This is a genomic window from Pseudomonas putida W15Oct28, from assembly GCF_000708715.2.
Lineage (GTDB): Bacteria > Pseudomonadota > Gammaproteobacteria > Pseudomonadales > Pseudomonadaceae > Aquipseudomonas > Aquipseudomonas putida_R.
The window spans coordinates 100,962-123,043 of record NZ_JENB01000010.1 but is presented as its reverse complement, the minus strand read 5'-3'; the positions used below and the strand labels follow the sequence as shown (position 1 = coordinate 123,043).

Annotated in this window: 21 protein-coding genes; 10 read left to right on the top strand and 11 right to left on the bottom strand. The window is 61.4% G+C overall.

Features of this window, described 5'->3' with window-relative positions; all coding sequences use genetic code 11:
• The first annotated feature begins 50 nt into the window (after positions 1–50).
• Positions 51–2,111, top strand: coding sequence for a TonB-dependent siderophore receptor (locus AK81_RS09255; RefSeq protein ID WP_241496068.1), 2,061 nt, complete (start codon positions 51–53; stop codon positions 2,109–2,111).
• Between the two features lie 105 nt (positions 2,112–2,216).
• The gene (locus AK81_RS09250) at positions 2,217–2,777 is read left to right on the top strand and encodes a nucleotidyltransferase family protein (protein ID WP_043198458.1); all 561 of its coding nucleotides are present in this window, start codon (positions 2,217–2,219) and stop codon (positions 2,775–2,777) included.
• A gap of 3 nt (positions 2,778–2,780) precedes the next feature.
• On the opposite strand, the gene AK81_RS09245 is transcribed toward AK81_RS09250, so the two are convergent.
• From AK81_RS09245 to AK81_RS09220, 6 genes are all read right to left on the bottom strand, one after another.
• Positions 2,781–3,992 carry an MFS transporter gene (locus AK81_RS09245; protein ID WP_043198457.1) on the bottom strand — a complete coding sequence of 404 codons (1,212 nt, stop codon included), beginning with the start codon at positions 3,990–3,992 and terminating at the stop codon, positions 2,781–2,783.
• 114 nt (positions 3,993–4,106) lie between these two features.
• Positions 4,107–4,661 (bottom strand): helix-turn-helix domain-containing protein, encoded by a 555-nt coding sequence (locus tag AK81_RS09240; RefSeq protein ID WP_043198456.1) that lies wholly within the window; start codon positions 4,659–4,661, stop codon positions 4,107–4,109.
• A 139-nt stretch (positions 4,662–4,800) separates the two neighbouring features.
• Positions 4,801–6,159 carry an aspartate aminotransferase family protein gene (locus tag AK81_RS09235; protein ID WP_043198455.1) on the bottom strand — a complete coding sequence of 453 codons (1,359 nt, stop codon included), beginning with the start codon at positions 6,157–6,159 and terminating at the stop codon, positions 4,801–4,803.
• A gap of 70 nt (positions 6,160–6,229) precedes the next feature.
• On the bottom strand, positions 6,230–7,003 hold the full coding sequence (locus AK81_RS09230) for a gamma-glutamyl-gamma-aminobutyrate hydrolase family protein (RefSeq protein ID WP_043198453.1): 774 nt from the start codon (positions 7,001–7,003) through the stop codon (positions 6,230–6,232).
• A 75-nt stretch (positions 7,004–7,078) separates the two neighbouring features.
• Positions 7,079–8,425, bottom strand: a complete 1,347-nt coding sequence (locus AK81_RS09225; RefSeq protein WP_043198452.1) for a glutamine synthetase family protein — start codon at positions 8,423–8,425, stop codon at positions 7,079–7,081.
• A 27-nt stretch (positions 8,426–8,452) separates the two neighbouring features.
• Positions 8,453–9,007, bottom strand: a complete 555-nt coding sequence (locus tag AK81_RS09220; RefSeq protein ID WP_043198450.1) for a helix-turn-helix domain-containing protein — start codon at positions 9,005–9,007, stop codon at positions 8,453–8,455.
• Positions 9,008–9,220: 213 nt separating this feature from the next.
• Between AK81_RS09220 and AK81_RS09215 the strand changes: the two genes are divergently transcribed.
• From AK81_RS09215 to AK81_RS09200, 4 genes are all read left to right on the top strand, one after another.
• Positions 9,221–10,114 (top strand): LysR substrate-binding domain-containing protein, encoded by an 894-nt coding sequence (locus tag AK81_RS09215; RefSeq protein ID WP_043198540.1) that lies wholly within the window; start codon positions 9,221–9,223, stop codon positions 10,112–10,114.
• Positions 10,115–10,213: 99 nt separating this feature from the next.
• The gene (locus AK81_RS09210) at positions 10,214–10,918 is read left to right on the top strand and encodes an SDR family oxidoreductase (protein ID WP_043198448.1); all 705 of its coding nucleotides are present in this window, start codon (positions 10,214–10,216) and stop codon (positions 10,916–10,918) included.
• Between the two features lie 59 nt (positions 10,919–10,977).
• Complete coding sequence (locus tag AK81_RS09205) at positions 10,978–11,532, top strand: pyridoxamine 5'-phosphate oxidase family protein (RefSeq protein WP_043198445.1); 555 nt, start codon at positions 10,978–10,980, stop codon at positions 11,530–11,532.
• 55 nt (positions 11,533–11,587) lie between these two features.
• The gene (locus AK81_RS09200) at positions 11,588–11,878 is read left to right on the top strand and encodes a DUF1330 domain-containing protein (RefSeq protein WP_043198443.1); all 291 of its coding nucleotides are present in this window, start codon (positions 11,588–11,590) and stop codon (positions 11,876–11,878) included.
• A 338-nt stretch (positions 11,879–12,216) separates the two neighbouring features.
• Here the strand turns inward: AK81_RS09200 and AK81_RS09195 are convergent, their stop codons facing one another.
• Both AK81_RS09195 and AK81_RS09190 read right to left on the bottom strand, forming a co-directional pair.
• Complete coding sequence (locus tag AK81_RS09195; RefSeq protein ID WP_043198441.1) at positions 12,217–12,933, bottom strand: murein L,D-transpeptidase catalytic domain family protein; 717 nt, start codon at positions 12,931–12,933, stop codon at positions 12,217–12,219.
• Positions 12,934–13,042: 109 nt separating this feature from the next.
• Positions 13,043–14,077, bottom strand: a complete 1,035-nt coding sequence (locus tag AK81_RS09190) for a L,D-transpeptidase (RefSeq protein ID WP_043198440.1) — start codon at positions 14,075–14,077, stop codon at positions 13,043–13,045.
• Positions 14,078–14,304: 227 nt separating this feature from the next.
• On the opposite strand from AK81_RS09190, the gene AK81_RS09185 reads away from it, so the two are divergent.
• A complete protein-coding gene (locus AK81_RS09185; protein WP_430297970.1) occupies positions 14,305–15,894 on the top strand; it encodes an NCS1 family nucleobase:cation symporter-1 in 1,590 nt (529 codons plus the stop codon).
• 392 nt (positions 15,895–16,286) lie between these two features.
• Here the strand turns inward: AK81_RS09185 and AK81_RS09180 are convergent, their stop codons facing one another.
• Positions 16,287–16,571: a hypothetical protein gene (locus AK81_RS09180; protein WP_043198437.1), complete on the bottom strand. Its 285-nt coding sequence runs from the start codon at positions 16,569–16,571 to the stop codon at positions 16,287–16,289.
• 13 nt (positions 16,572–16,584) lie between these two features.
• Positions 16,585–17,178, bottom strand: a complete 594-nt coding sequence (locus AK81_RS09175; RefSeq protein ID WP_043198436.1) for a hypothetical protein — start codon at positions 17,176–17,178, stop codon at positions 16,585–16,587.
• A gap of 233 nt (positions 17,179–17,411) precedes the next feature.
• On the opposite strand from AK81_RS09175, the gene AK81_RS09170 reads away from it, so the two are divergent.
• The 3 genes from AK81_RS09170 (at position 17,412) to AK81_RS09160 (ending at position 21,433) form a co-directional block, all read left to right on the top strand.
• Entirely contained in the window at positions 17,412–17,915 is a 504-nt protein-coding gene (locus AK81_RS09170; RefSeq protein WP_043198435.1) for a sigma-70 family RNA polymerase sigma factor, read from the top strand.
• Positions 17,916–17,928: 13 nt separating this feature from the next.
• Positions 17,929–18,897, top strand: a complete 969-nt coding sequence (locus AK81_RS09165) for a FecR domain-containing protein (protein WP_043198434.1) — start codon at positions 17,929–17,931, stop codon at positions 18,895–18,897.
• An 82-nt stretch (positions 18,898–18,979) separates the two neighbouring features.
• Positions 18,980–21,433 carry a TonB-dependent siderophore receptor gene (locus tag AK81_RS09160; RefSeq protein ID WP_050491853.1) on the top strand — a complete coding sequence of 818 codons (2,454 nt, stop codon included), beginning with the start codon at positions 18,980–18,982 and terminating at the stop codon, positions 21,431–21,433.
• Positions 21,434–21,494: 61 nt separating this feature from the next.
• Here the strand turns inward: AK81_RS09160 and AK81_RS09155 are convergent, their stop codons facing one another.
• Positions 21,495–21,962 carry a hypothetical protein gene (locus AK81_RS09155; protein ID WP_043198433.1) on the bottom strand — a complete coding sequence of 156 codons (468 nt, stop codon included), beginning with the start codon at positions 21,960–21,962 and terminating at the stop codon, positions 21,495–21,497.
• Positions 21,963–22,082 lie beyond the last annotated feature (120 nt).

Here is a 22,082-nt window from a genome sequence, read left to right as displayed (position 1 = left end):
TGAAACGTCACCTCCCTGCCCGCCTCCTGCTGGTCGGCGCATGCAGCGCCATGCCTGTCGTTCATGCCGCCGACAACCTCACCCTGCCCGCGACCGAGATCGACAGCACCAGCGAAGCGGTGGATGGCGTGAGCCAGGGCTACGAAGGCAGGGCTTCTTCCAGCACCACCAAACTGGGCCTGACCGACAGGCAGACACCTCAAGGTGTGACGACCATCACCCGCCAGGCGCTGGACGATTTCAAGATCACCGGTATCAAGGACGCACTGCGCGCAGCACCCTCGGTAACCGTCGAGCAAACGGAAACCGACCGCACCGAATTCACCTCGCGTGGCTTCGATATCAATACCTTCGAATACGACGGCATGGGCATGCCCTTCGTAAGCAGCACGCTGGTAGGTGACCAGGACCTGGCCGAGTACGAGCAAATCGATGTATTGCACGGCGCCAATGGTTTGATGAGTGGCGCCGGCAACCCGTCGGCCACTGTCAATTTCGTGCGTAAACGCCCAACCGACACCTTCCAGGCGCAGGTCGATACCAGCGTCGGCTCATGGGACAGCCGCCGCATCGACGTGGATGTTGCCGGCCCGCTGACCGACAGCGGCAATGTGCGTGGCCGCTTCATCTATTCCCACGACAAGGGCAATTCGTGGATGGACCGCTACAGCCACGAGCGCAACGTCGCTGCCGGCCTGCTGGCGTTCGATGTATCCGATGTCGACACTGTGACCGTGGGTTTCTCCCAGCACAACAGTGACTCCAACGGCAGCACCTGGGGCAACCTGCCGCTGGTGGACAACGACGGCAATGCCATTCATTACAGCGGCCGCAGCAGCAGCATCGGGCAGCCGTGGACCTACTGGAACCTGCACACCCAGCGGGCCTTCGTCGAGCTGAAGCATGACTTCGGCAATGACTGGAACGCCACGCTCACGGCCACCGGGCAGCAGGAAAAGCAGAACACCAACATGCTTTATGTGGGTGGCGTCTCCGGTGATGTTGCCGACGCGTATGCCAACCACACCCGCAGCGAGGCACACCAACTGCTGGGCGAGGCCAAGGTGCAAGGCCCGTTCAGCCTGTTCGGTCGCGAACACCAACTGACCTTCGGGGCCGCGTATGGGCGCACGCATCAGAAAGGCCAGGAGTACGACGAAGACCTGGAACATGGCAGCTTCTTCAACACTTCGTTCTCGGGCATCCTGGCGGGCAATACGCCGATGCCCTCGTTTGGCGTCACCAGTGACGACCTGGCGCAGAACTTCCAGGACACGCAAAAAAGCGTCTTCGCCGGGGCACGCTTCAGCCTGGCCGACAACCTGCACTGGATAGCCGGTGCACGCATGCTCAGCGCCGACGGCAAGGGTGAGAGCTACGGTTCGGAACACTCCACACGTGCCCATGGCAAGGTCACGCCCTACACTGGCCTGGTCTATGACCTGAACGAGGCATGGAGCATCTACGGCAGCTGGACCAAGATCTACAACCCGCAGTACAACGTGGTCGGTACCGACGGCAAGCTGCTCGACCCTCTGGAAGGAAAGAGCATGGAAGTGGGCGTCAAGGGCAGCGTGATGGACGAACACCTGCACCTGACCGCTGCGCTGTTCAAGACCGAGCAGCGCAACGTGGCAGTGGATGCCGGGTTCGACGGGGTTCAAGAGGTTTACACACCGGGCGACTTCAAGAGCCACGGCGTAGAGTTGCAAGCCTCCGGCGAAGTGGCGTCGGGGCTGGACCTGCTCGCGGGCTACACCTATGTACGGATTGACGATGACAACGGCGAGCGTGCGCGCAAATATGTGCCGACCCACAGCTTGCGCGGCCTGGTCACCTACCGCTTGCCGACCCTGCCACAGATGAAGGTTGGCGCCCGTGTCAGCTGGCAGACCGGCGTGGAGAATGACACCAACAGCGCCATCCACCAGAACGCCTACGGCCTGGTTGACCTGATGACAAGCTACGACATCGACAGCAACTGGAGCACGTCGCTGAACCTGAACAACGTCACCGACCGCAAATACCTGCTATCGCTGTACAACAACGCGACAACCGCCAGCTACGGTGCTCCACGCAACCTGACGGCTTCGGTGACCTGGAAGTACTGACTTGGGTTTTAGTGTGTTGCAGCGGGCTGGAAGGCAGCATGTGATGGATTGGGCGTCATTGAGGTAAGCTCAACCCCTGTAATGCAACTATCAAGGACGGTTTCCATGCATTCACTGACTGACGATCAGGTTTTGGCGATCATCCACGAAAACCCGGTAAACCCGGCACTGCTGGCCGTGCTGGCAACGCTGGACATCCCCCGCTGCATGCTGGTGGCAGGTGCCCTGTTCCAGACCTTCTGGAACCACCGCGCAGGGCTGCCTGCCGGCTGGGGCATCAAGGACTATGACATTGCCTATTTCGACGCTGACCTGTCCTGGGAAGCAGAGGACCGGGTCATCACAAGGGTTCAGCAGGCGTGCGCACACTTGGGTGTCAACGTGGAGGTGCGCAATCAGGCCCGCGTTCACTTGTGGTACCACGCGAAATTCGGCGGCGCTTACACACCGTTGCTCAAGGTCACGGATGGCATCGACCGGTACCTGATCCGCTCGACCTGCCTGGGCGTTGACGTGCATACAGGTGTGCTCTACAGCACGCATGGCCTGGAAGACTTGCAGAACAACCTGCTGAGGATGAACGAACTGAACCCCCGCCCCGGTTTATTCAGGGCAAAAGCCGCCAGCTACCGGGAACGCTGGCCATGGCTTGCCTTGGTTGAGTGAAATCTACGCCATGGCGTTGCGTACGTTGGCCTTGCGCCAAACCAGCCGCCCAAGCGTGATCGACCAATTGAGCAAGGAAATACCCAGAAGAATCAGCAGCATCATCGATAGCCCGTTATCGATGATGATTTTGCCGGCCAGGAACGGAAAACCGAACACACCGACAAAATACGAAAGGCTGAACAGCAGCAGGGACTGGGTAGTGGTGCCTTCTGGCGCCTCGTTGGCTGCAAGGCCGTTGATCACCGAATAGGTCAGGCCATAACCGACACCCAGCACAATCGCCGCCAGAAGGTACCCAAGGCTACCGGCCACAACGAACTTGAACATCAGCAGGGATACCACGATCAACCCCGACAGCAGGCAAGACATCCGATAGGGGTCGCGCTTTACCACCAGCCCGGCTACAAACATGCGCCCAGCGATGGCAGCGCTCATGAAGCCAACAAAAAACAGCGAGTAATCGAGTGCTTTTTCCTGGGCATAGCTCGTTTGAAAACTCGACAGCCCGCCAAAGATCGCACCGCCCAGGCCAACCATGAGGATCGGGAACAAGGCCCTTGAGCCCAGGACTTTTTGTGTGGCCTGCCAAGACAGCCTGGAGACAGCAGCACTAAAGCGGTCGGGCAGTTGGCCCAACGGTTTCGCCATACGCCAGAACAGGGCCACACCGATCAGGCTGGCCAGCGCTGCCACATAAAACGTTGCCGTTACCGGCAGGCCCATCTGGCTTGCCAGGCGCCCGACCAGGGGCGCCGAGCCGATACCGCTCATCATGCTGCCCGAGAGCAGCGCAAAGTACCGCGAGCGCTGTGCCGGCGGCACGATCATGGCCACGATTATCGGGCCCAAGGTGTAGAAAACGCCCCAGCCCACACCCAGCAGCAAGCCGAACATCATCAGCAGATGCTGGTGGCTGGCACTCACGGCGAACCCAAGGTTTGCAATGACCAGCGCCAGGCCGCACAGCGCAATCGAGCGTGCCGCACCGAGGCGGTCCGACAAATGCCCGGACACCAGCACGGCGGCAAATGTACTAAGCATGGCGGCTGAAATCACATGGCCGGCATCCTGCTCGTTGCCACCATGCGCCCCCACCAGCAATGCCAGCAGGAAGGTGGAGCCATAAGACAGCGACAACAGGTAGCTGGCAAAACAGAACAAGCTGAACAGGGGCTTTGACACGGCGATCGTGTGTTCATCCTGAAAGTGCATGAGAAACCCTGAATTGTTGGACCAGGCGCGCAGTGTGCGTGGCAAGCGCAAACAGGGTAAATCCAGGATTGCTGATCTGAAGGTAAGCGACAACCAACCTAAGCCCGTGCGCTTTTAGCTGAATACCCAAAGCACGCGGGTGGGTTTGTCGGTGAGGTTGGCGTAGCGAAAACTGGCGTGGGGTTGCAGCTGAAAACTGTCACTGGCGTGCAGCGTTACCGGCTCGCCGCCATCCAGCCAGACGGTCAGCTCGCCTTCGAGCACGAAGCAGCCCTGCTCTGAGCTGTCGTCCAGGTACTCCTCACCACTGCTCGCCCCTGGCTCCAGGTGGCTATCGAGCATGGAGAACGCGCCCGTTATCGTGGGGGATGCCAGCACATCGGTGATGCCACCGGCCAGGTGAAGCGTGCGCCGCTCGTGAGGGCGGGTGACCCAGTCAAGCTCGCGGGGCTTGTCCAGTTTGTAAAAGTAGGCGGTGGAGACGCCCAGCTCTTCGCTGATGGCGGTGAGGTCGGCCACGGTCGGGCGCGACACGCCCCGTTCGACCTGGGACAGAAAGCCCACCGAACGGCCGATACGCTGAGCCAGCTCGCCCAGCGTCAGGCCTTTGAACTTGCGCAGGTCGCGAATCAGTACTGCCAGGCCTTCGATTTCTTCGTGCACTTTCATAGTTGAATCGCGACTTTCGGACGGGAAAATGAATGCCCTGAAAAGTACATGATTCATCTCATAAAGCAAAATTGTTCAAGGATTTGCAGCCTGTGAGGCAAGCAATCTGGGGCCGCCTTGCGGCCCAGTCACACTATCTTCAGCGAACAGCCTGATAAGTCAGGTCCAGGCACTTGCGGGCTTTTTCCACCAGTTCGTCGATCTCCTCGATGCTGATCACCAGCGGCGGCGCGATGATCATGGTGTCGCCCACGGCGCGCATGATCAGGCCGTTGTCGAAGCAGTGCTGGCGGCAGATCATGCCGACGCCTTTGCCTTCGTAACGGGCGCGAGTGGCTTTGTCTTTCACCAGCTCGATCGCGCCGAGCATGCCCAGGCCGCGCACTTCGCCTACCAGTGGGTGGTCGGCCAGTTCGCGCAGGCGTTGTTGCAGGTAAGGCGCGGTTTTGTCGTGCACCTGCTGGATGATCTGCTCGTCACGCAGGATGCGCAGGTTCTCCAGGCCCACCGCAGCCGCCACCGGGTGGCCGGAATAGGTGAAGCCGTGGTTGAAGTCGCCGCCTTCACTGATCACCTTGGCCACTTCGTCACGCACGATCACCCCGCCCATGGGGATGTAACCAGAGGTCAGGCCCTTGGCAATGGTCATCAGGTCGGGCTTGAGGTCGTAGTAATCGGTACCGAACCACTCACCGGTACGGCCAAAACCGCAAATCACCTCGTCGGCGACGAAGAGGATGTCGTACCTGGCGAGGATTTCCTTGACCTTCGGCCAGTAGCTTTGCGGCGGAATGATCACACCACCGGCACCCTGGATCGGTTCGGCGATGAAGGCGGCAACGTTGTCCACGCCAACTTCGAGGATCTTCTTCTCCAACTGCTCGGCCGCCCACACACCGAAGTCGGCCTCGGTCATGTCACCGCCTTCGCCGAACCAGTACGGCTGCGGGATGTGCACGATATCCGGGATCACCCCGCCCTGCTGGTGCATGCCGCTCATGCCGCCCAGGGCCGCACCGGCCACGGTAGAGCCGTGGTAACCGTTGATGCGGCCAATGATGACGTTCTTGTTCTTCTTGCCCTTCAGCGCCCAGTAATGGCGAACCATGCGCAGCACAGTGTCGTTGCCTTCGGAACCGGAGCCGGTGAAGAACACATGGTTCATGCCTTGCGGCGCCACATCGGCGATGGCCTTGGCCAGCTCCAACGCGGGCGGGTGCGCGGTCTGGAAGAACAGGTTGTAGTAAGGCAGCTGCTTCATCTGCTGGCTGGCGACGTCGGCCAGCTCATCGCGGCCATAGCCGACCGCCACGCACCACAGGCCCGCCATGCCATCGAGAATCTTGTTGCCCTCGCTGTCCCACAGGTACACGCCCTTGGCCGAGGTGATGATGCGCGGGCCTTTCTCGGCCAGCTGTTTGACATCGCTGAACGGGGCCAGGTGGTGGTCGCGGCTCATCGATTGCCAGGCAAGGGTCTGCGAATTCTTTTCACTCATTGACTTCTACTCCATCAAGTTGCGCAGCCAGGCTGCGCAAGTACTTTTTATAGTTGGGAACGGTCGGTGTTCAGGCCGACAGCAACAGCCTCTGGCGCAGTACCGAGCGCTGCCGGCAGGCCTTGCCAAAGGACTGGAAGATGGTCAGGTAATGCGGGTTGTCCATGACCTGGAACTCGGGGTGCCATTGCACGGCCAGGGCAAACCCCTTGCCGTTCTCGACCGAAATCGCTTCCACCAGGCCATCGGGTGCCAGCGCTTCCACCCGTAGCCCCGGGGCCAGTAAATCGATGCCCTGGCCATGGATGGAATTGACATCGAAGATCGCCGGCAAGCCCATGCGGTCGAGCAGGCCGCCGGGCTCCACATGCATGGTGTGGCGCGGCCCATATTGCTGGTCGATGGGCTCACCCTTGCCTTCGCGGTGGTCCATGAACACACCGGTCTCGTGGACCTTCTGGTGCAGGGTGCCGCCCAGTGCCACGTTCATTTCCTGGAAGCCACGGCAAATGCCCAGCACCGGCACGCCGGCGGCGATGGCCGCACGCATCAGCGGCAAGGTGGTGGCATCACGCAGCGGGTCGTGATGGGTGCCCGCTGCACTGGCCGCGCCGTTGTAATGGAACGGCTCGATGTTGGACGGCGAACCGGTGAAGATCAGCCCATCCACCACGTCGAGAATATCGGCGCTGTCCATCAGCTCACCGAGGCTGGGAATGACGATGGGCAGCCCACACGCCGCCTTGGCTGCCGCGCGTGCGTACTTCTCGCTGATGGTCTGGGTTGCATGCAGCTCGATCATGCTGGTGCATGCGGTAATGCCGATAACGGGCACACGTGGCATATCTTCCTCCGGCAAATCCATATTGCGCGTTGTGTTGAAAGGGAGGGTGCAGCGTCGCTGTTCGAACTTCGGCACCTACAGGAACCAGCGGTATTCGCGGGCATCGATGTGGCGCATGAAGTCCAGTTGCTCCTGGTATTTGTTTTCGCAATAGACCATCACGAACTCACTGCCCAGGCCTTCGTTGACCACCGGGTGGTGACGCATGGCGGCCAGGGCACTGAGGGCATCCTTGGGGAAGTCGATGCCGCTCTGACGGTTTTCGTTCAGCGGGGCGATGGGCTCGACGCCGCGGTCCAGGCCATGCTCCATGCCGGTCAGGATGGCCGCCAGCACCAGGTACGGGTTGGCATCGGCGCCAGCAAGGCGGTGTTCGATGCGCAGGTTGCGCGGGTCGGACTCGGGGATGCGAATGCACGCATCACGGTCTTCGAAGCCCCAGCTGGCTTTGCTCGCCGCGTTCACCATGGCGCCGTAGCGGCGGTAAGCATTGTGGTTGGGGGCGAAGATCGGCATGCAGTGCGGCAGCAGCTCCAGGCACCCCGCCACCGCATGGCGCAGCTTGCGCTGTTCAGCGCCCGCCAGGATGTTGTTCCCGGCAGCGTCATACAGGCTCACGTGCACATGCATGCCGCTGCCCGGCGCGTCCAGGTACGGCTTGCTCATGAAGCTGGCGCGGTAGCCGTGCTTCATGGCGATACCGCGGGTACTGCGGCAGAACAGCGCCGACCAGTCCGCCGCGCTCAGGGCATCGTCGCTGTGGGAGAAGTTGATCTCGAACTGGCCGGGGCCCAGCTCTGCGGTGATGACGTTCGCCGGCACGCCCTGCTCGTTGGCGCCATCGACCATCTCGTGCAGCACTGACGAGAAGCGCGAAAGCCGCTCGATGTGCATGTTCGGCTGGTCGTCTTCGTCGCCGGTCGCCGTGTCGCGTGGGTACTGTGGCAGGCCGTTGTCGAGCTTGCGGTCGAACAGGTAGAACTCCAGCTCGAAGGCCACCACCGGGCGGATGCCACGCTTGGCCAGGCGCTGAATCACCCGGGCCAGCACTTCACGGGGCTCGAACTCGATAGGCTTGGCGGTGCCGTCGGAGGTGATGAGCATCTGGGCAATCACTTCCTTTTCCCAGCGCACCGGCTTCAGAGTACCCGGCACCAGGCGCCGGGCAGCATCCGGGTCGCCGTCGGCAAAGCAGTAATCACCAATCGGGTAAAGGCCACCCTGAGTGCCCAGCAGCACGCAGTTCTGCGGCAGCTTCAGCGGCGCACCGGCTGCGACTTTCTCCAGCATGTCCATGGGGTAGCGCTTGCCGTAGAAGTGCCCGGGGATGTCCAGCGCAATCAGGTCGACATAACGAATGTCTGGGTGCTCCGCTCGGAACGAGCGCACTTCAGCCAGCAGATCCGCAAAGATGACACTCATCTTCTTATCCTTGTGAGGTGAACGAATTCAATTGAAGACCCAGAGCACGCGGGTGGGTTTTGCCGTCAGGTTGGCGTAACGGAACTGCGCGTGGGGTTGCACCTGGAAGCAGTCGTTGGCCTGCAGGGTCACGGCCTCGCGGTCGTCCAGCCAAACCGTGAGTTCGCCTTCAAGCACGAAACAACCCTGCTCGGAACGGTCACTCAAGTACGCCTCGCCACTGGTGGCGCCAGGCTCCAGATGGCTGTCGAGCATGGCGAAGGCACCGGCGATGGTGGGCGAAGCCAGTACATCGGTGATGCCCGACTCCAGGTACAGCGTGCGCCGCTCGTGGGGGCGCGTGACCCAACCAATGCTGCGGGGCTTGCTCAGGTTGTAGAAGTACGCGGTGGACACGCCGAGCGCTTCGCTGATGGCAGTGAGGTCCGCCACGGTCGGGCGCGAGACGCCACGCTCGACCTGAGAGAGGAAGCCGACCGAGCGGTTGATGCGCTCGGCCAGCTCGCCCAGGGTCAGGTTCTTGAATTTGCGCAGGTCGTGAATAAGGATCGCGAGGGCTTCAACCTCTTCGTGCATCTTCATCGATTGGGCTGCCGTGAAATTTTTAGTGTTATTTTTCATGAAAAATTACATGAAAATTTTCACGAGTCAAGCCGAACTCTGAATTTGTGCAGTCGCGAACAGAAGCAGCGGGGGGCAAGGATGCGGATTGGCAACGGTGCCGCGGGTTTCTTTAAAGGTGCTCAGGGAGTAGCCTCGGCGGTGAATCTTCCCAGCCCGGCCATTGCCCTCGTCATGCCAAACGGTTTCCCTGAATTGCCCCCGCTTAACGCGCTACGCGTGTTTGAAGTGGTTGCCCGCCACCTCAACTTTCGCCTGGCTGCCGAGGAACTGGGCGTGACCCAGGCGGCAGTTGCGCAACAGATACGCGGGCTGGAAGCGAACCTGAACCTTCGCTTGTTCGAGCGCCTGCCCCGGGGCCTGGCGCTGACCGATGCGGGCCTGGGTTACAGCGGCAGCATTCGCAGCGCCTTGGCGATGATCGATGAGGCAACCCGCCTGCTCCGGCCTCAAACCTCTCACCTGACCGTCAGCGTTACCCCGACCTTTGCCTCCAAATGGCTTATTCCCAGGCTGGGCAGCTTTGCCCAAAGCCACCCGGAGATCGACCTGCGCGTGCTGGCCACAGATCGGCTGTCGCATTTCAGCAGCGATGGCGTGGATATCGCAGTCCGCTATGGCAAGCCCGAGATCGGAGCGGGTCTGAACAGCGAACTGTTGATGGAGCAGCGCATCGTCGCCGTGGCCAGCCCAAAGCTGTTTGAAGGCTCCCATGCCCCTCCCAGCTTTGCGCAGCTACAAGATTTCATCATGCTTCACGATGCCCATAATTTCTGGCCCCAGTACCTTGCTGCAGTGTTCCCGCAACACACCCAACCGACTGCCAAGAACCTGCGGTTCAATCAGACTTCATTGGCCATCGACGCGGCCATCAGTGGTCAGGGCATTGCGTTGGCCAGCCTGGCGTTCGTCAGCGATGACATCGTCGCGGGCAGGCTGGTTCAGGTGTTCGCTCAGCAGCTCAGGCTGGACAAGTCGTTCTACCTGGTGTGGCCACGAAAGCTGCAGCAGCCGGAGTCGCTAGGCATCGTCCAATGCTGGCTCAAGCAACAGGCAGACGATAGTTAATCTACTGTCACGGTAAAGTTTGGCTGTCTCCCTCGTTACTGAGGCTGCTGCTAAGGTAAGTGCACCTAAGCAATCCACAGTTCACGTTCTGGAGGCAGCATGTCAGTAGAAAAAGTTGCGATTATCACGGCCGGTGGCAGCGGCATGGGCGCGGCAGCAGCACGGCGCCTTGCCGCTGACGGCTTCAAGGTTGGCATCCTTTCCTCTTCGGGCAAGGGCGAAGCACTGGCGGCCGAGCTTGGCGGCATTGGCGTAACCGGCAGCAACCAGTCGGTTGAAGACCTGAAACGCCTGGTCGACGCCGTGGTGGAAAAGTGGGGCCGCATCGACGTGCTGGTCAACAGCGCCGGCCATGGTCCGCGCGCGCCGATCCTGGAGATCAGCGACGAGGACTGGCACAAGGGCATGGACACCTACCTGCTCAATGTCATTCGCCCTACTCGCCTGGTAACGCCTTACATGCAACGCCAGAAGGGCGGCGTGATCATCAACATTTCCACCGCCTGGGCGTTCGAGCCGAGCGAGCTGTTCCCGACATCGGCTGTATTCCGCTCGGGCCTGGCTGCATTCAGCAAGATCTTCGCCGACAATTTTGCCGGGGATAACGTGCGCATCAACAACGTCCTCCCCGGCTGGATCGACAGCCTGCCGGGCACCGAACAACGCCGCGACAGCGTGCCGCTCAAACGCTATGGCACCAGCGAGGAAGTGGCCGCCACCATCGCGTTTCTGGCCAGCGAAGGCGCTGCCTACATCACCGGGCAGAACATCAAGGTCGATGGCGGCGTGACACGCAGCGTCTGACTGCCGTGGCCGCAGCACGCGCTGCTGCGGCATTCGCCTTCTGCAACATGGGTGCTCGCATGCTCGACGATCTGCTTCAGCGCATCTGGGCGCAATTGGCCATCCCGGTCGGCCCAATGCGTAACCCCTACAGGCTCATGCAGCTTTCTACGCTGGACGAACAAGGCTGGCCTGCTTCCAGAACGGTCGTGCTGCGCGACGTCGACGCCAGTGTCGGCACGTTGTACTTCTATGCCGACAGGCGCTCGGCCAAATGCGCACAGATAACCGCTGACCCACGCGTAGCACTGACCGCATTGAGCCCTTGCGGCCTGACGCAGGTGCGCATGGAGGGGCTGGCCAGCCTGGTCGAGGATCTCGCGCAGCGTCAACGGTGCTGGTCGGCGGCGCGCGACAAGACCCAGGCGCTGTTTCGACATGGCGCTGTGCCGGGGCACGCCATTGCAACCCCTGAAAGCGCCTACGCACGCAGCCAGGATGGTTTCGAACATTTCGCGATCATCTGCATCAAGCCACAGGCGCTGGAGTGGTTGGACCTCACCCAGCCTGTACAGCGTCGGGCGCGCTTCCGGCGCCATGAGGGGGTTTGGCAATCCTCCTGGCTAGCGCCCTGAGGTAGCCTTCTGCTGCGCAAACACTTATTCAGGCAAGTGAACACAGGAGTCGTTGATGAAGGGTTACTGGATCATTCTGGGCGGTGCTGTTACCGATACAGAGGCTCAACAGGAATACGGGCGGTTGTGGGGGCCCATCGCCGAGAAGTACGGCGCAAAACTCAAAGTCCTCGACCCCGCTGCACTTGTGGAATCGCATACCAGTACACGCGCACTGGCTGTCGAGTTCGACAGCTACGCCCAGGCCAAGGCGTGCTACGCCGACCCGGCTTATGCAGAAGCGAAGGCGATGGCATTGCGCGCCTATCACCGGGAGGTGCTGATTATCGAGGGTGATCTGGGCTGACCCAACGTGCAGGTGCCCCAGCGCCGCCTTGTGGGTGCAACTGTCTTGTTCAAAAGCTAAGCCCTGGCGCGATCACTGTGGGAGCGGGCGCGCCCGCGAACACCGGCGAAGCCGGTGCCATCCCCCGCGCAGGATTCTTCGCGGGCATGCCCGCTCCCACAGGGACCGCCCAGGCTTCAGGCTTATGCAGTACCTGTAGGAGCGGCCTTGCGTCGCGAAAGGGGTGCGAAGCGGCCCCGGCACTATGGGGTGCGAAGCTGAAATTCTGGGGGCGCTTCGCACCCCTTTCGCGACACAAGGCCGCTCCTACAAGGGCTGTGTATGCCTGGCGATTGAGGTTACTTGCTGGCGATCGACTGGTTGGCCAGCGGGCAGCTCTGGGCGTTGAGGAAACGTGATGTTTTCAGCCAGTTTTGCTGCGGGTAATAGGCAAACACGTAGCTGCCGCGTTGCAGCGTTTCAATCAGCTTGCCAGCAATCGCCGGCCGAACCGCAGGGCAGCCCTGGCTGCGGCCGAGGCGACCGAGACCAGGCACGACCTTGGGGTCGGCATATGCAGCGGCATGCATGACAATCGCCCGCGACATGCTGTTGTCGTTGAATCCCGGTTCCAGCCCCTGCAGGCGCAGCGAGCGGCCGTGCTTGCCGCTGTAGGTCTGGCCGGTCTCATACAGGCCGATGGAGGACTGGTAGCTGTTCGGCGCGTTGGAGAACATGGTCGGCACATCAGCGCCGCTGTTCTTGCCATGGGCGACCCACTCCTCGAACAACAGCTTCCTGGCGCGCAGGTCGAACACCCACAGGCGTTTGTCACGCGAGGCCTTGGAGTAATCGATCACCGTCAGCAACTTGCCCGCGTCGCTGTGACTGGCGCACGCGTAGGCGGTCAGTGCCAGTGCCAGGGTCGAAAGGCTGGCGTTAGGCGCCAACTGCTGCAGCTCGGCAGCGCTAGGCAGGGGTTGCGCGTAGGCAGCATGCCAGGCGCTGAGGAAAAACAGGCCAATACTGGCCGCTGAGAGCCTGAAGGCTCCCCTCAAGGGTTCAAACATCGACATGGATTACCCGGTTAAAAACCTGTCTGCGATTGGCAGGCCCTGCAAGCGAAACATCAGCTTGGTTGAAGCCAAAAGCCACTACTTTGCTTGATTCCTGCAACATTGCCGATCATTTCTTGACCAGCGGTTTAGATTCTTCACTGCCTTCAGTGCTGATCACCGTAAATTTTCCTTCGGTGCGGGTATCCCGGGTCGACGCCCAGTCGGTGATCACCAGCATCGTGCCGACGTCCATCGCCGTGCGTAAATGACGGCGAAACTCCGGGTTGATGTTCAGTTGCCCCAGTTGTTCATAGGGCGTATTGCCGTACTCCGGGTTGCTCAGGCCCACCACCGACCACCGTAAGGGTAGCGCGCCATCGAGTGCCAGGGCGGATGGTTTTTGCAGCAGGGAATACACCGCCATGCCACTGCGGTGCTGGCTGCCTTCAGGCGAAAGTGCTGGCGCCGAGCCGACCAGCTGCCCACCCCGGTACACATAGGCACGCAAGTCGGCGCGGCTGACCAGGATCGACAGTGGCCCTGCCGTCGGGTCTGGGTCGTTCCAGAATTGCTGGTTGCTCAGCATCAGCGGGCCCTGGGCCTTGCCATCGCTGACCGTCGGCGCCAGCACGCCCGGGTGGTAGACCTCCACCGGGGCACTGTTGGTATCGGAAACGATGACGGTGGTCGAACTGAAACCGGTGACTTCATACAGCTTCTTGGCAAAGCCCATCGGCAGGCGCACGCAACCATGCGAGGCGGGGTACCCCGGCAGATGGCCAGCGTGCAGGGCGATGCCGTCCCACGTCAGGCGCTCCATGTAGGGCATCGGTGCGCTGTTGTAGAGGCTCGACTTATGCTCGACCTTCTTCTGCAGAATGCTGAATACCCCGGTGGGGGTTTCCCGCCCTGCCTTGCCGCTGCTCACGGTGCTGACGCCAATGGCGATGCCATTGCGATAGACGTAGGCCCGTTGCTCGGTAAGGCTGACCACTACGGTCACCGGCCCCACCGGCGAAACCTGCGGGTACCAGAGAAACTGGCCAGGCTTGAGGCTTTCAAGCTGGCTCCTGAGTGCGGCCGGTGTGGGTACCTGCAGTGGCGCCGCTTCGACCAAGGCAGCGGCGAGTAACAGACCCAGTCCGAGCGTTACATGCAACATCCTATTGCCCCCCATAGAACCCTGCCGCCAGCTTAGTCGGAACATTACCCGCAAAGCCACCCGTTCAACGCACCGGCCCAAGCTGTAGGGTTAGCACGCGATCACACTGGGTGCAGGTGGTAACAAATGTGCACGGTAACTGTGCACAAAATTCCCACTTCAAAGCGCAACGCACGCCACAAAAAATGCTGAATGAAGGCCATGGAACCACAGAAATGGCCAAACGCATGGGCTGGTATGATTCTTGTGTGTATACAAATCCAAAAATAAAAGTACACAACCATCATGGAGTCCCGATGGCGTCGATTTCACGTTCCGATGTTGACCAGCTCGATGCGCTCCCCGCCGATACGGCTGGGCCCAGCCCGCTGGCGTTGAGCCCGCGGCTGTACAGTGCCGACTTAGCACCCACCCGCGCGGCAAATCGCACCTGGGGGCGCTACAGCCTGTTTGCGCTGTGGACCAACGATGTGCATAACATCGCCAACTATTCCTTCGCCATCGGCCTTTTCGCCCTGGGCATGAGCGGCGCGCAGATCCTTGCCGCCTTCGCGCTCGGCGCGCTGGTGATCTACGCCCTGATGAACCTGTCCGGCTACATGGGCCAGAAGACCGGCTTGCCCTACCCTGTCATGTGCCGGATCAGCTTCGGCATCCATGGGGCGCAGATCCCGGCACTGATCCGTGCAGTGATTGCCATCGCCTGGTTCGGCATCCAGACCTACCTCGCCTCGGTCGTCCTGCGCGTGCTGCTGACCGCCATCGCACCGGACCTCAAGGCCTACGACCAGAACTCGATCCTCGGCCTGTCGACCCTGGGTTGGGTCACCTTCCTCGGCATCTGGTGCGTGCAGGTGGCGATCTTCGCCTACGGCATGGAAATGGTGCGCCGCTTCGAGTCCATAACCGGGCCAATCATCCTGGTCGCTTTCACCAGCCTGGCGGGCTGGATGTACTGGCGCAGCGGCCTGTCGATTTCCTGGTCGAGCGGCAACGCGCCAACCGGCTCGACCATGTGGCTGAAGGTGCTCGGCGCCGCCGCGTTGTGGGTCTCGCTATACGGCACCATGATTCTCAACTTCTGCGACTTTACCCGTAACTGCCCGGATCGGCGCACCATCAGCGTGGGCAACTTCTGGGGCCTGCCGGTGAACATGCTCGGCTTCGCGCTGATCGCCGTGGTGCTCACCGGCGCGCAGTTCAGCATCGACGGCAAGCTGGTGCAGGGCCCGACCGAAATCGTCGCCGCCATCCCCAACACCGCCGGCCTGGTGCTGGCCTGCCTGGCCTTCCTGATCGTCACCGTGGCGGTGAACATCATGGCCAACTTCGTCGCCCCGGCCTACGTGCTGGCCAACCTGGCGCCAAACCTGCTGAACTTCCGCCGCGCAGGCTTGCTCAGCGCCGCCATCGCAGTGGTGATCCTGCCCTGGCACCTGTACAACAGCCCGTCGGTGATCGTGTATTTCCTCGGCGGCCTGGGCGCCCTGCTCGGCCCGCTGTACGGCATCATCGTCACCGACTACTACCTGGTACGCCGCAGCCGGGTGAACCTGCCGCAGCTGTATAGCGACAGCCCGGAGGCCGCCTATCACTACAGCGGCGGGGTCAACCTGCGCGCCGTCGCGGCGTTCATCCCGGCTGCGCTGATCGCCATCGTGCTGGCGCTGGTGCCGGCGTTCGAGACGCTGTCGCAGTTCTCCTGGTTCTTCGGGGCTGGTTTGGGCGGGTTGATTCATTACGCCATCGCCAACCGCAGCGCCAGGCACCTGGATGTGTCCGGCGAAAGCATTGCGGTGGATAGCGCGCAGCACTGATCGGGATTGGAAGCAGCCATGTGTGGCTGCTTTCGCCCCATGGCTGCCATTGCGAAAGTACTGCTACTGCTCATTTTCCGAGGCCGGCACGAACCCTGTGGAAGCAACTGTCCTGTTCAAACTCCAAAAGTTTGCGCGATCACTGTGGGAGCGGGTTCACCCGCGAAGAATCCTGCGCGGTGGATGGCACCGGCTTCGCCGGTGTTCGCGGCTAAAGCCGCTCCCACAGGTACTGCGTGAGCCTGAAGCATGCGCACTCCCTGTGGGAGCGGGCATGCCCGCGAAGAACCCAGCGCGCTCCTGAGATATGACTGGCAGCTATGGGTCGATAGCGGTCATTCACGCCTCCGCTATCGCCTACTGTACTTGGCCATGTTGCCGCCGACAGGCCCCTACCCATCAATCCGATCAATCTCCGCTCGGCTCATCGCACGCCAATCCGTCCGTAAAATACCGTAATCGACACGCGCGGACTCAAGCGCCTCCTCCAATGACAACATCAGGTGGTCGCCTTCAATCTGCTGACGGCAGTAGTCGATATACCGAATCTCCAGGTAGACCGGCGCTTCGCCTTCTCCCTCGACCTCAAGACCGAACAGCACGATAGCCGTTACGTTTGGGCGGTACTCACAAGGCTGCCGCACCTTGGCAAACAGGTACACGGGCTTTTCCGTCATGGGTTCAACTCCCCTACATGCCCGGATACAGACCCGCAGGAGGCTGGTAATCGGGGTCCTCGAACTGACTGTTACTATAAGTGGTTTTGCCAGTGGGCCCGCCGTGCGGGTAAGTCACTGCCTGGTTGGGGACGAGGTGCCACCCGGCGCCGTCCTTGTCGCGCTCGATCAGCGACGGGTACAGGGTGCAGGTACCGCCCGAACCTGATGTCATCCTGAACTGATAGTAGCGCCCTGCCTGAGGGGTGAACCTGGTTGTGACCATGCATGACTGGGTACGCGGCCCCTCCCAGAACATCCCCACCTGTGTTTCGATACCGGGCCTGACGCGTGTTTCGAAGTAGTCGAACGTCAAGTCCTGCCCTGCCTTGGGCATGTTTTGATCCTGTGTATGGATGAACGGCAGCGGCCCGGTGCGGATTACGCCGCCCGAGCGCACACCGTTTTCATACTGGTAGATATCGGCATGCTGAGTGAAGTTGACGATGCGTACCCAGGCAGGATTGGGCTCGCTTTCAGGCGCGACGAAGTAGTCGGTATGAGGGAGGTACTGGCAGCCCGCGAACAATGGCAGGACCAGCAAGCAGCGTGCGGCGTGTATCGACATGGTGCATGTCCTTTGCAGAGTGGTTCTACAGACCACGCTGCCGGGGATGCATTCCGTAGCCGTTCGAAAATGCCCCGGCCTTTCCGTTGTATGCGCGCGTTCTGGGCGCGTCTGGACGACAGCAGTCAGTCGGAACAAACCGCTTTCGACCAAGGGCGAACCCTCTAATCAGTAGAAATTATCAATTACGCATGTTAATTATTATCTTTTGATTGGCTGACGCGCACTTCACCATGTCAACGACTGACGCCTCACCTGCAACGGATTTCCACGCCCTGTACGTCGATCACCATGGCTGGTTGCAAGGGTGGCTGCGGCGAAAGCTGGGCTGCTGTGCTAGCGCCGCAGACCTGACCCAGGACACCTTCGTGCGCCTGCTGGCCAGGCATGAGCCGGTCCAGATCCGTGATTCGCGCGCCGTGCTGGTGACCGTTGCCCGCAGCGTGTTGAGCAACCACTTCCGCCGGCAGAAGCTGGAGCGCGCCTACCTTGAAGTGCTTGCCAGCGTACCCGAGCAACTGATGCCCTCGCTGGAAGAACAGGCGATCCTGTTACAGACATTGCAGGAACTCGACCGCCTGATGGACGGGCTGGAAGTGCCGGTGCGCCAGGCCTTCCTGTGGTCACAGCTTGACGGCATGGCGCATGCCGAGATCGCAGAGCGGCTTGGGGTGTCGGTGACCACGGTCAAGCGCTACATCGTCAAGGCCGGTGTGCAATGTTGCTTCGCCCAATGAGCAGGAGCCAGCCATGACCGCCACCATCGCCCCTGCCGTCGCCGAGCGGGCCGTCGAATGGATGATCGAGCTGCAAACGCCGCCGGTCCCGGCTGGCACTGTCGAGCAATGGCAGCGCTGGCTGCAACAGGACCCAGAACACGCCCGCGCCTGGCAGCACGTCGAGGCGTTTACCGAACGGCTGTCCGGCCTGGCCAACCATGCCCCGATTGCCCATGCCGCGCTGACCGCTTCGCCCGGCAGCAGCCTTGACCGGCGCGCCGTACTCAAGGCCCTGGTGCTGGCCGTCGGCACCGGTACGGTGGCATGGAGCTGCCGCAATACACCACTGTGGCAGAACCTGAGCGCTGACTATCACAGTGGGGTTGGCGAGCAGCGCAACATTGCGCTGGCCGATGGCAGCCAGTTGCTGCTCAACACGGATAGCGCGGTGGATGTCCGGTTTGACCAGGCCGTACGCCAGTTGCGCCTGCTGCGCGGCGAGGTACAAGTGCAGGTTGCGGTGGACCGCGCCCTGCGACCGTTCCGGGCACAGACCGAACAGGGTTGGGTCGAGGCTTCGCAGGGGCGTTTTCTGCTTCGCCAGGAACCGGGCTACAGCCGGCTTGCAGTACGTGACGGCGTGGTCACGCTGTACCCGGAACGGCTGGCCGGCGTACCCGTGGAGGCCGGGCAACAGCTAATGTTCACTCACGACCAGGTCGGCCCATTGCGTGCGCTGAGCGAGGCCGACCGGGCCTGGACCGACGGCATGCTCATGGCCAGTGACATGCCGCTGGGCCAGTTCCTCCAGGAACTTGGCCGTTATCGTCGCGGCCACCTGGGCTGCGCCCGCAGCCTTGCCGATGTGCGCGTCGCCGGTACCTATCCGTTGGCCGACACTGACCGCATCCTGCAGACACTCGGGGTTACGCTGGGTGTGGAGGTACGCCGATTCACCCCTTACTGGGTGACGCTGGAACCGAAAAACACCAACGCCTGAAAAAATCGCGACAAAGGTGGTCTGTTTACCGCGCTCGCGAGTCTCCACCAGAAAGACCTCGATCATTCTTGTGGAGCACGGCATGAACCACCCCTTTCGCCTTCGGGCACTGACCTTCGCCATGGCCGGCAGCCTGGCACCCTCGCTTGCCGGTGTCGGCCTGCTGTTCGCCACCGGTATCGTCAGTGCCGAGACGACCAGCCGCAGCTACGACATACCCGGCGGCGCCTTGCGCGATGTGCTCAACCGGTTCGGCCACCAAAGCAACCTGCTGCTGTCGTACCCTGCCGATCAGGTAGCAGGCCTGCATAGCCAAGGGCTTCGCGGTAGCTACAGTATCGATGCCGGCTTGGCCGTGCTGCTTTCTGGCACTGGCTTGCAGGCAGTACGCCTGCCCAATGGCAGCTACTCCCTGCAGGAACAGGCGCAGCCGGCGAGCGGCATGACGCTGCCGGTGTCGACCATCAGTGGCCGCGCGGAGCAGAGTGTCACCACCGGCATCGACGGCATCGTTGCCAACCGTTCCGCGGTCGGCACCAAGACCAATACCGCCATCAGTGAAGTGCCGCAGTCGATCTCGGTAATCACCCGTGACGAAATGGACAAACGCGGTGTGCAGGACTTCAACAGCGCAGTCGCCTACACCCCGGGCATTCGCGCCATCGACTACGTTGGCGGCCAAGGGGCGCCGGACATCTACATGCGAGGCTTCCGTTCGTTCAACCTGTTCGGTGTGTACAAGGATGGCCTGCGCAGCGGCTTCAACCAGTACGACACCGACTTCGAGACCTATGGCCTGGAACGCATCGACGTGATCAAGGGCCCGGCCTCGGTGCTCTATGGCCAGATGGCGCCGGGCGGCATGGTCAACCTGACCAGCAAGCGCCCCACCGACGAAGCCATTCACGAAATCCAGATTCAGGGCGGCAGCTTCGATCGCAAGCAAGGCGCCATCGACCTCGGCGGCCGGCTGGATGACGACGGCAAGTTCACCTATCGCCTGGTGGCGCTCAAGCGCGACAGCGACACCCAGGTCGACCATTCGCCAGATGACCGCACCTACGTTGCCCCCGCGCTCACCTGGAAGCCTGACGACGCCACCAGCATCACCGTCCTGGCCAGCTACCTGAAGACCCGCAAGGGCGGCGCCGAACAGAGCTTTCCGGTGAAAGGTACGTTGACCAGCACGCCCTTCGGCCACATCCCGTCGAGCACTTACCTGGGCGACCCGCACGTGAGCAAGAACGAGGTGGAGAACACCTCGCTTGGCTACATCTTCGAACGCCAGCTGAGCGATGACTGGAAATTCACCCAGAACGCCCGCTACATGAAGGTAGACGTCGATTACATCAGCAACGGTGCCCGCAACAGTGGCCAACTGGGCGCCGACGGCCGTACCTACACCTTCGGCTACCAGAAGCGGCCCAAGAACACCGACACGTTCCTGCTCGACAACAACCTGGGCGGGCACTTCAACACCGGCGCCATTGGCCACGATGTGCTGGTGGGCTTCGACTACGGCCACTACTCAGGCCGTGAGTCGCGCCGCGGTGTCGCGGCAAACCAGACTGTCGATATCTTCGACCCGGTGTATAACGCCAGCCCGACGTGGAACAGCGCGTTGCAGACCGACGGCAAGAGCGTCGTGTCGCAAAAAGGCGTGTACGTTCAGGACATGCTCAGCCTGGACAAATGGCGCCTGACCCTGGGCGGGCGCAAAGACTGGGTCGAGGGCCGCGAGTACAGCTACCTGAACGACACCCGCAACGTGCAGAAAGACCACAAGTTCACCGGTCGCGTGGGCCTGGCCTACCTGTTCGACAATGGCATCACCCCCTATGCCAGCTACAGTACGTCGTTCCAGCCGACCTCAGGTACGGCCCAGGATGGCAGCTACTTCAAGCCCACCGAGGGCGAGCAGTACGAAGTGGGTATCAAGTACGAGCCACCAGGCTACAACAGCTTCATCACCCTGTCGGTTTATGACCTGACCCAGAAGAATGTCACCACCACCGACCCGACCAACCCCAGCTTCCAGGTGCAAACCGGCGAGCAGCGTTCGCGTGGTGTCGAACTCGAAGGCAAGGCCGAGCTGGCCCGAGGCCTCGACCTGATCGCCTCGTACGCCTACACCGACGCCGAGGTAACCAAGGCAAACACCGTGGGCACTGGCGCAACCGCCTACAGCCTGGAGGGCAACGTGCCAATCTCGGTACCCAAGGACACCGCCTCGCTGTGGCTCGACTACACCGTGCAAGGCGGCCCGCTGGAAGGCCTGGGCATGGGCGTCGGCCAGCGTTATGTCGGTTCCTCCTACAACGCCAAGAACACGGTCAAAGTCCCTCACTACACCCTCACAGACGCCAGCGTGCGCTACGACCTGGCGCACCTGAGCGAGGATCTTGAAGGCGTTTCGGTGGACCTGAGCGCGAGCAACCTGTTCGACAAGCGCTACTTCACCCCGGGCTTTTATGAAGAAACCGTGTTCTATGGCACCCGCCGTACAGTGATCGGCAGCCTGACTTACTCGTGGTGACGTACGGGTAAAAGTGGTTGGCAAGTGGCCGTCCAGTAACAGGAGCAGACGCGCCACTCCCTCATCCCCACACCCCAAAAGACAAGGCACCGCAATAAATCACCGTAGTGCACGCGAGCATCTGGAGGACCATGAAGCCAAGGGTTGCGCCCAGAAATGCAATGCCTGCAACAAGCCATGGCAAGCTCGCTTTCACGCGATGTCTCAATAGCCAGGCAGACATGCCCGAGCCCACCCACATGCCGGGCATGGAAAACAGGTGCCCAAGTGCAAGTAGCCCATCGGGGCGTGGCAGGTTGAACATGATGTTCATGTAGGCCAGTAGGCTCGCCAGCGCTGCTGCTGTCGTACCAGTCAGAAACAGCGCGGGGACGCGCAGGATCAAACCCGGCAAGAGCGTCGCCACAGGTACACCCAGGAGATACCAGGCACCTGTGTACAAAGGATCGGCGCCAGTGCTTGCGTAAGCGATCAAGGGGGTGATCAGCAATATGGAATAGGCGAGATCATCTCGACGGCCGATTGTCATTCTCTTGCCCCGCTATCAGCTTCCTGCCTGCTGGAATAGCGTAGCTGATGCATATGTACTGGCCAGGAGGGTTTGCACGGGTTGGGGGCTGCCTGATGTTATGTCTGCGATGGGTCGAGA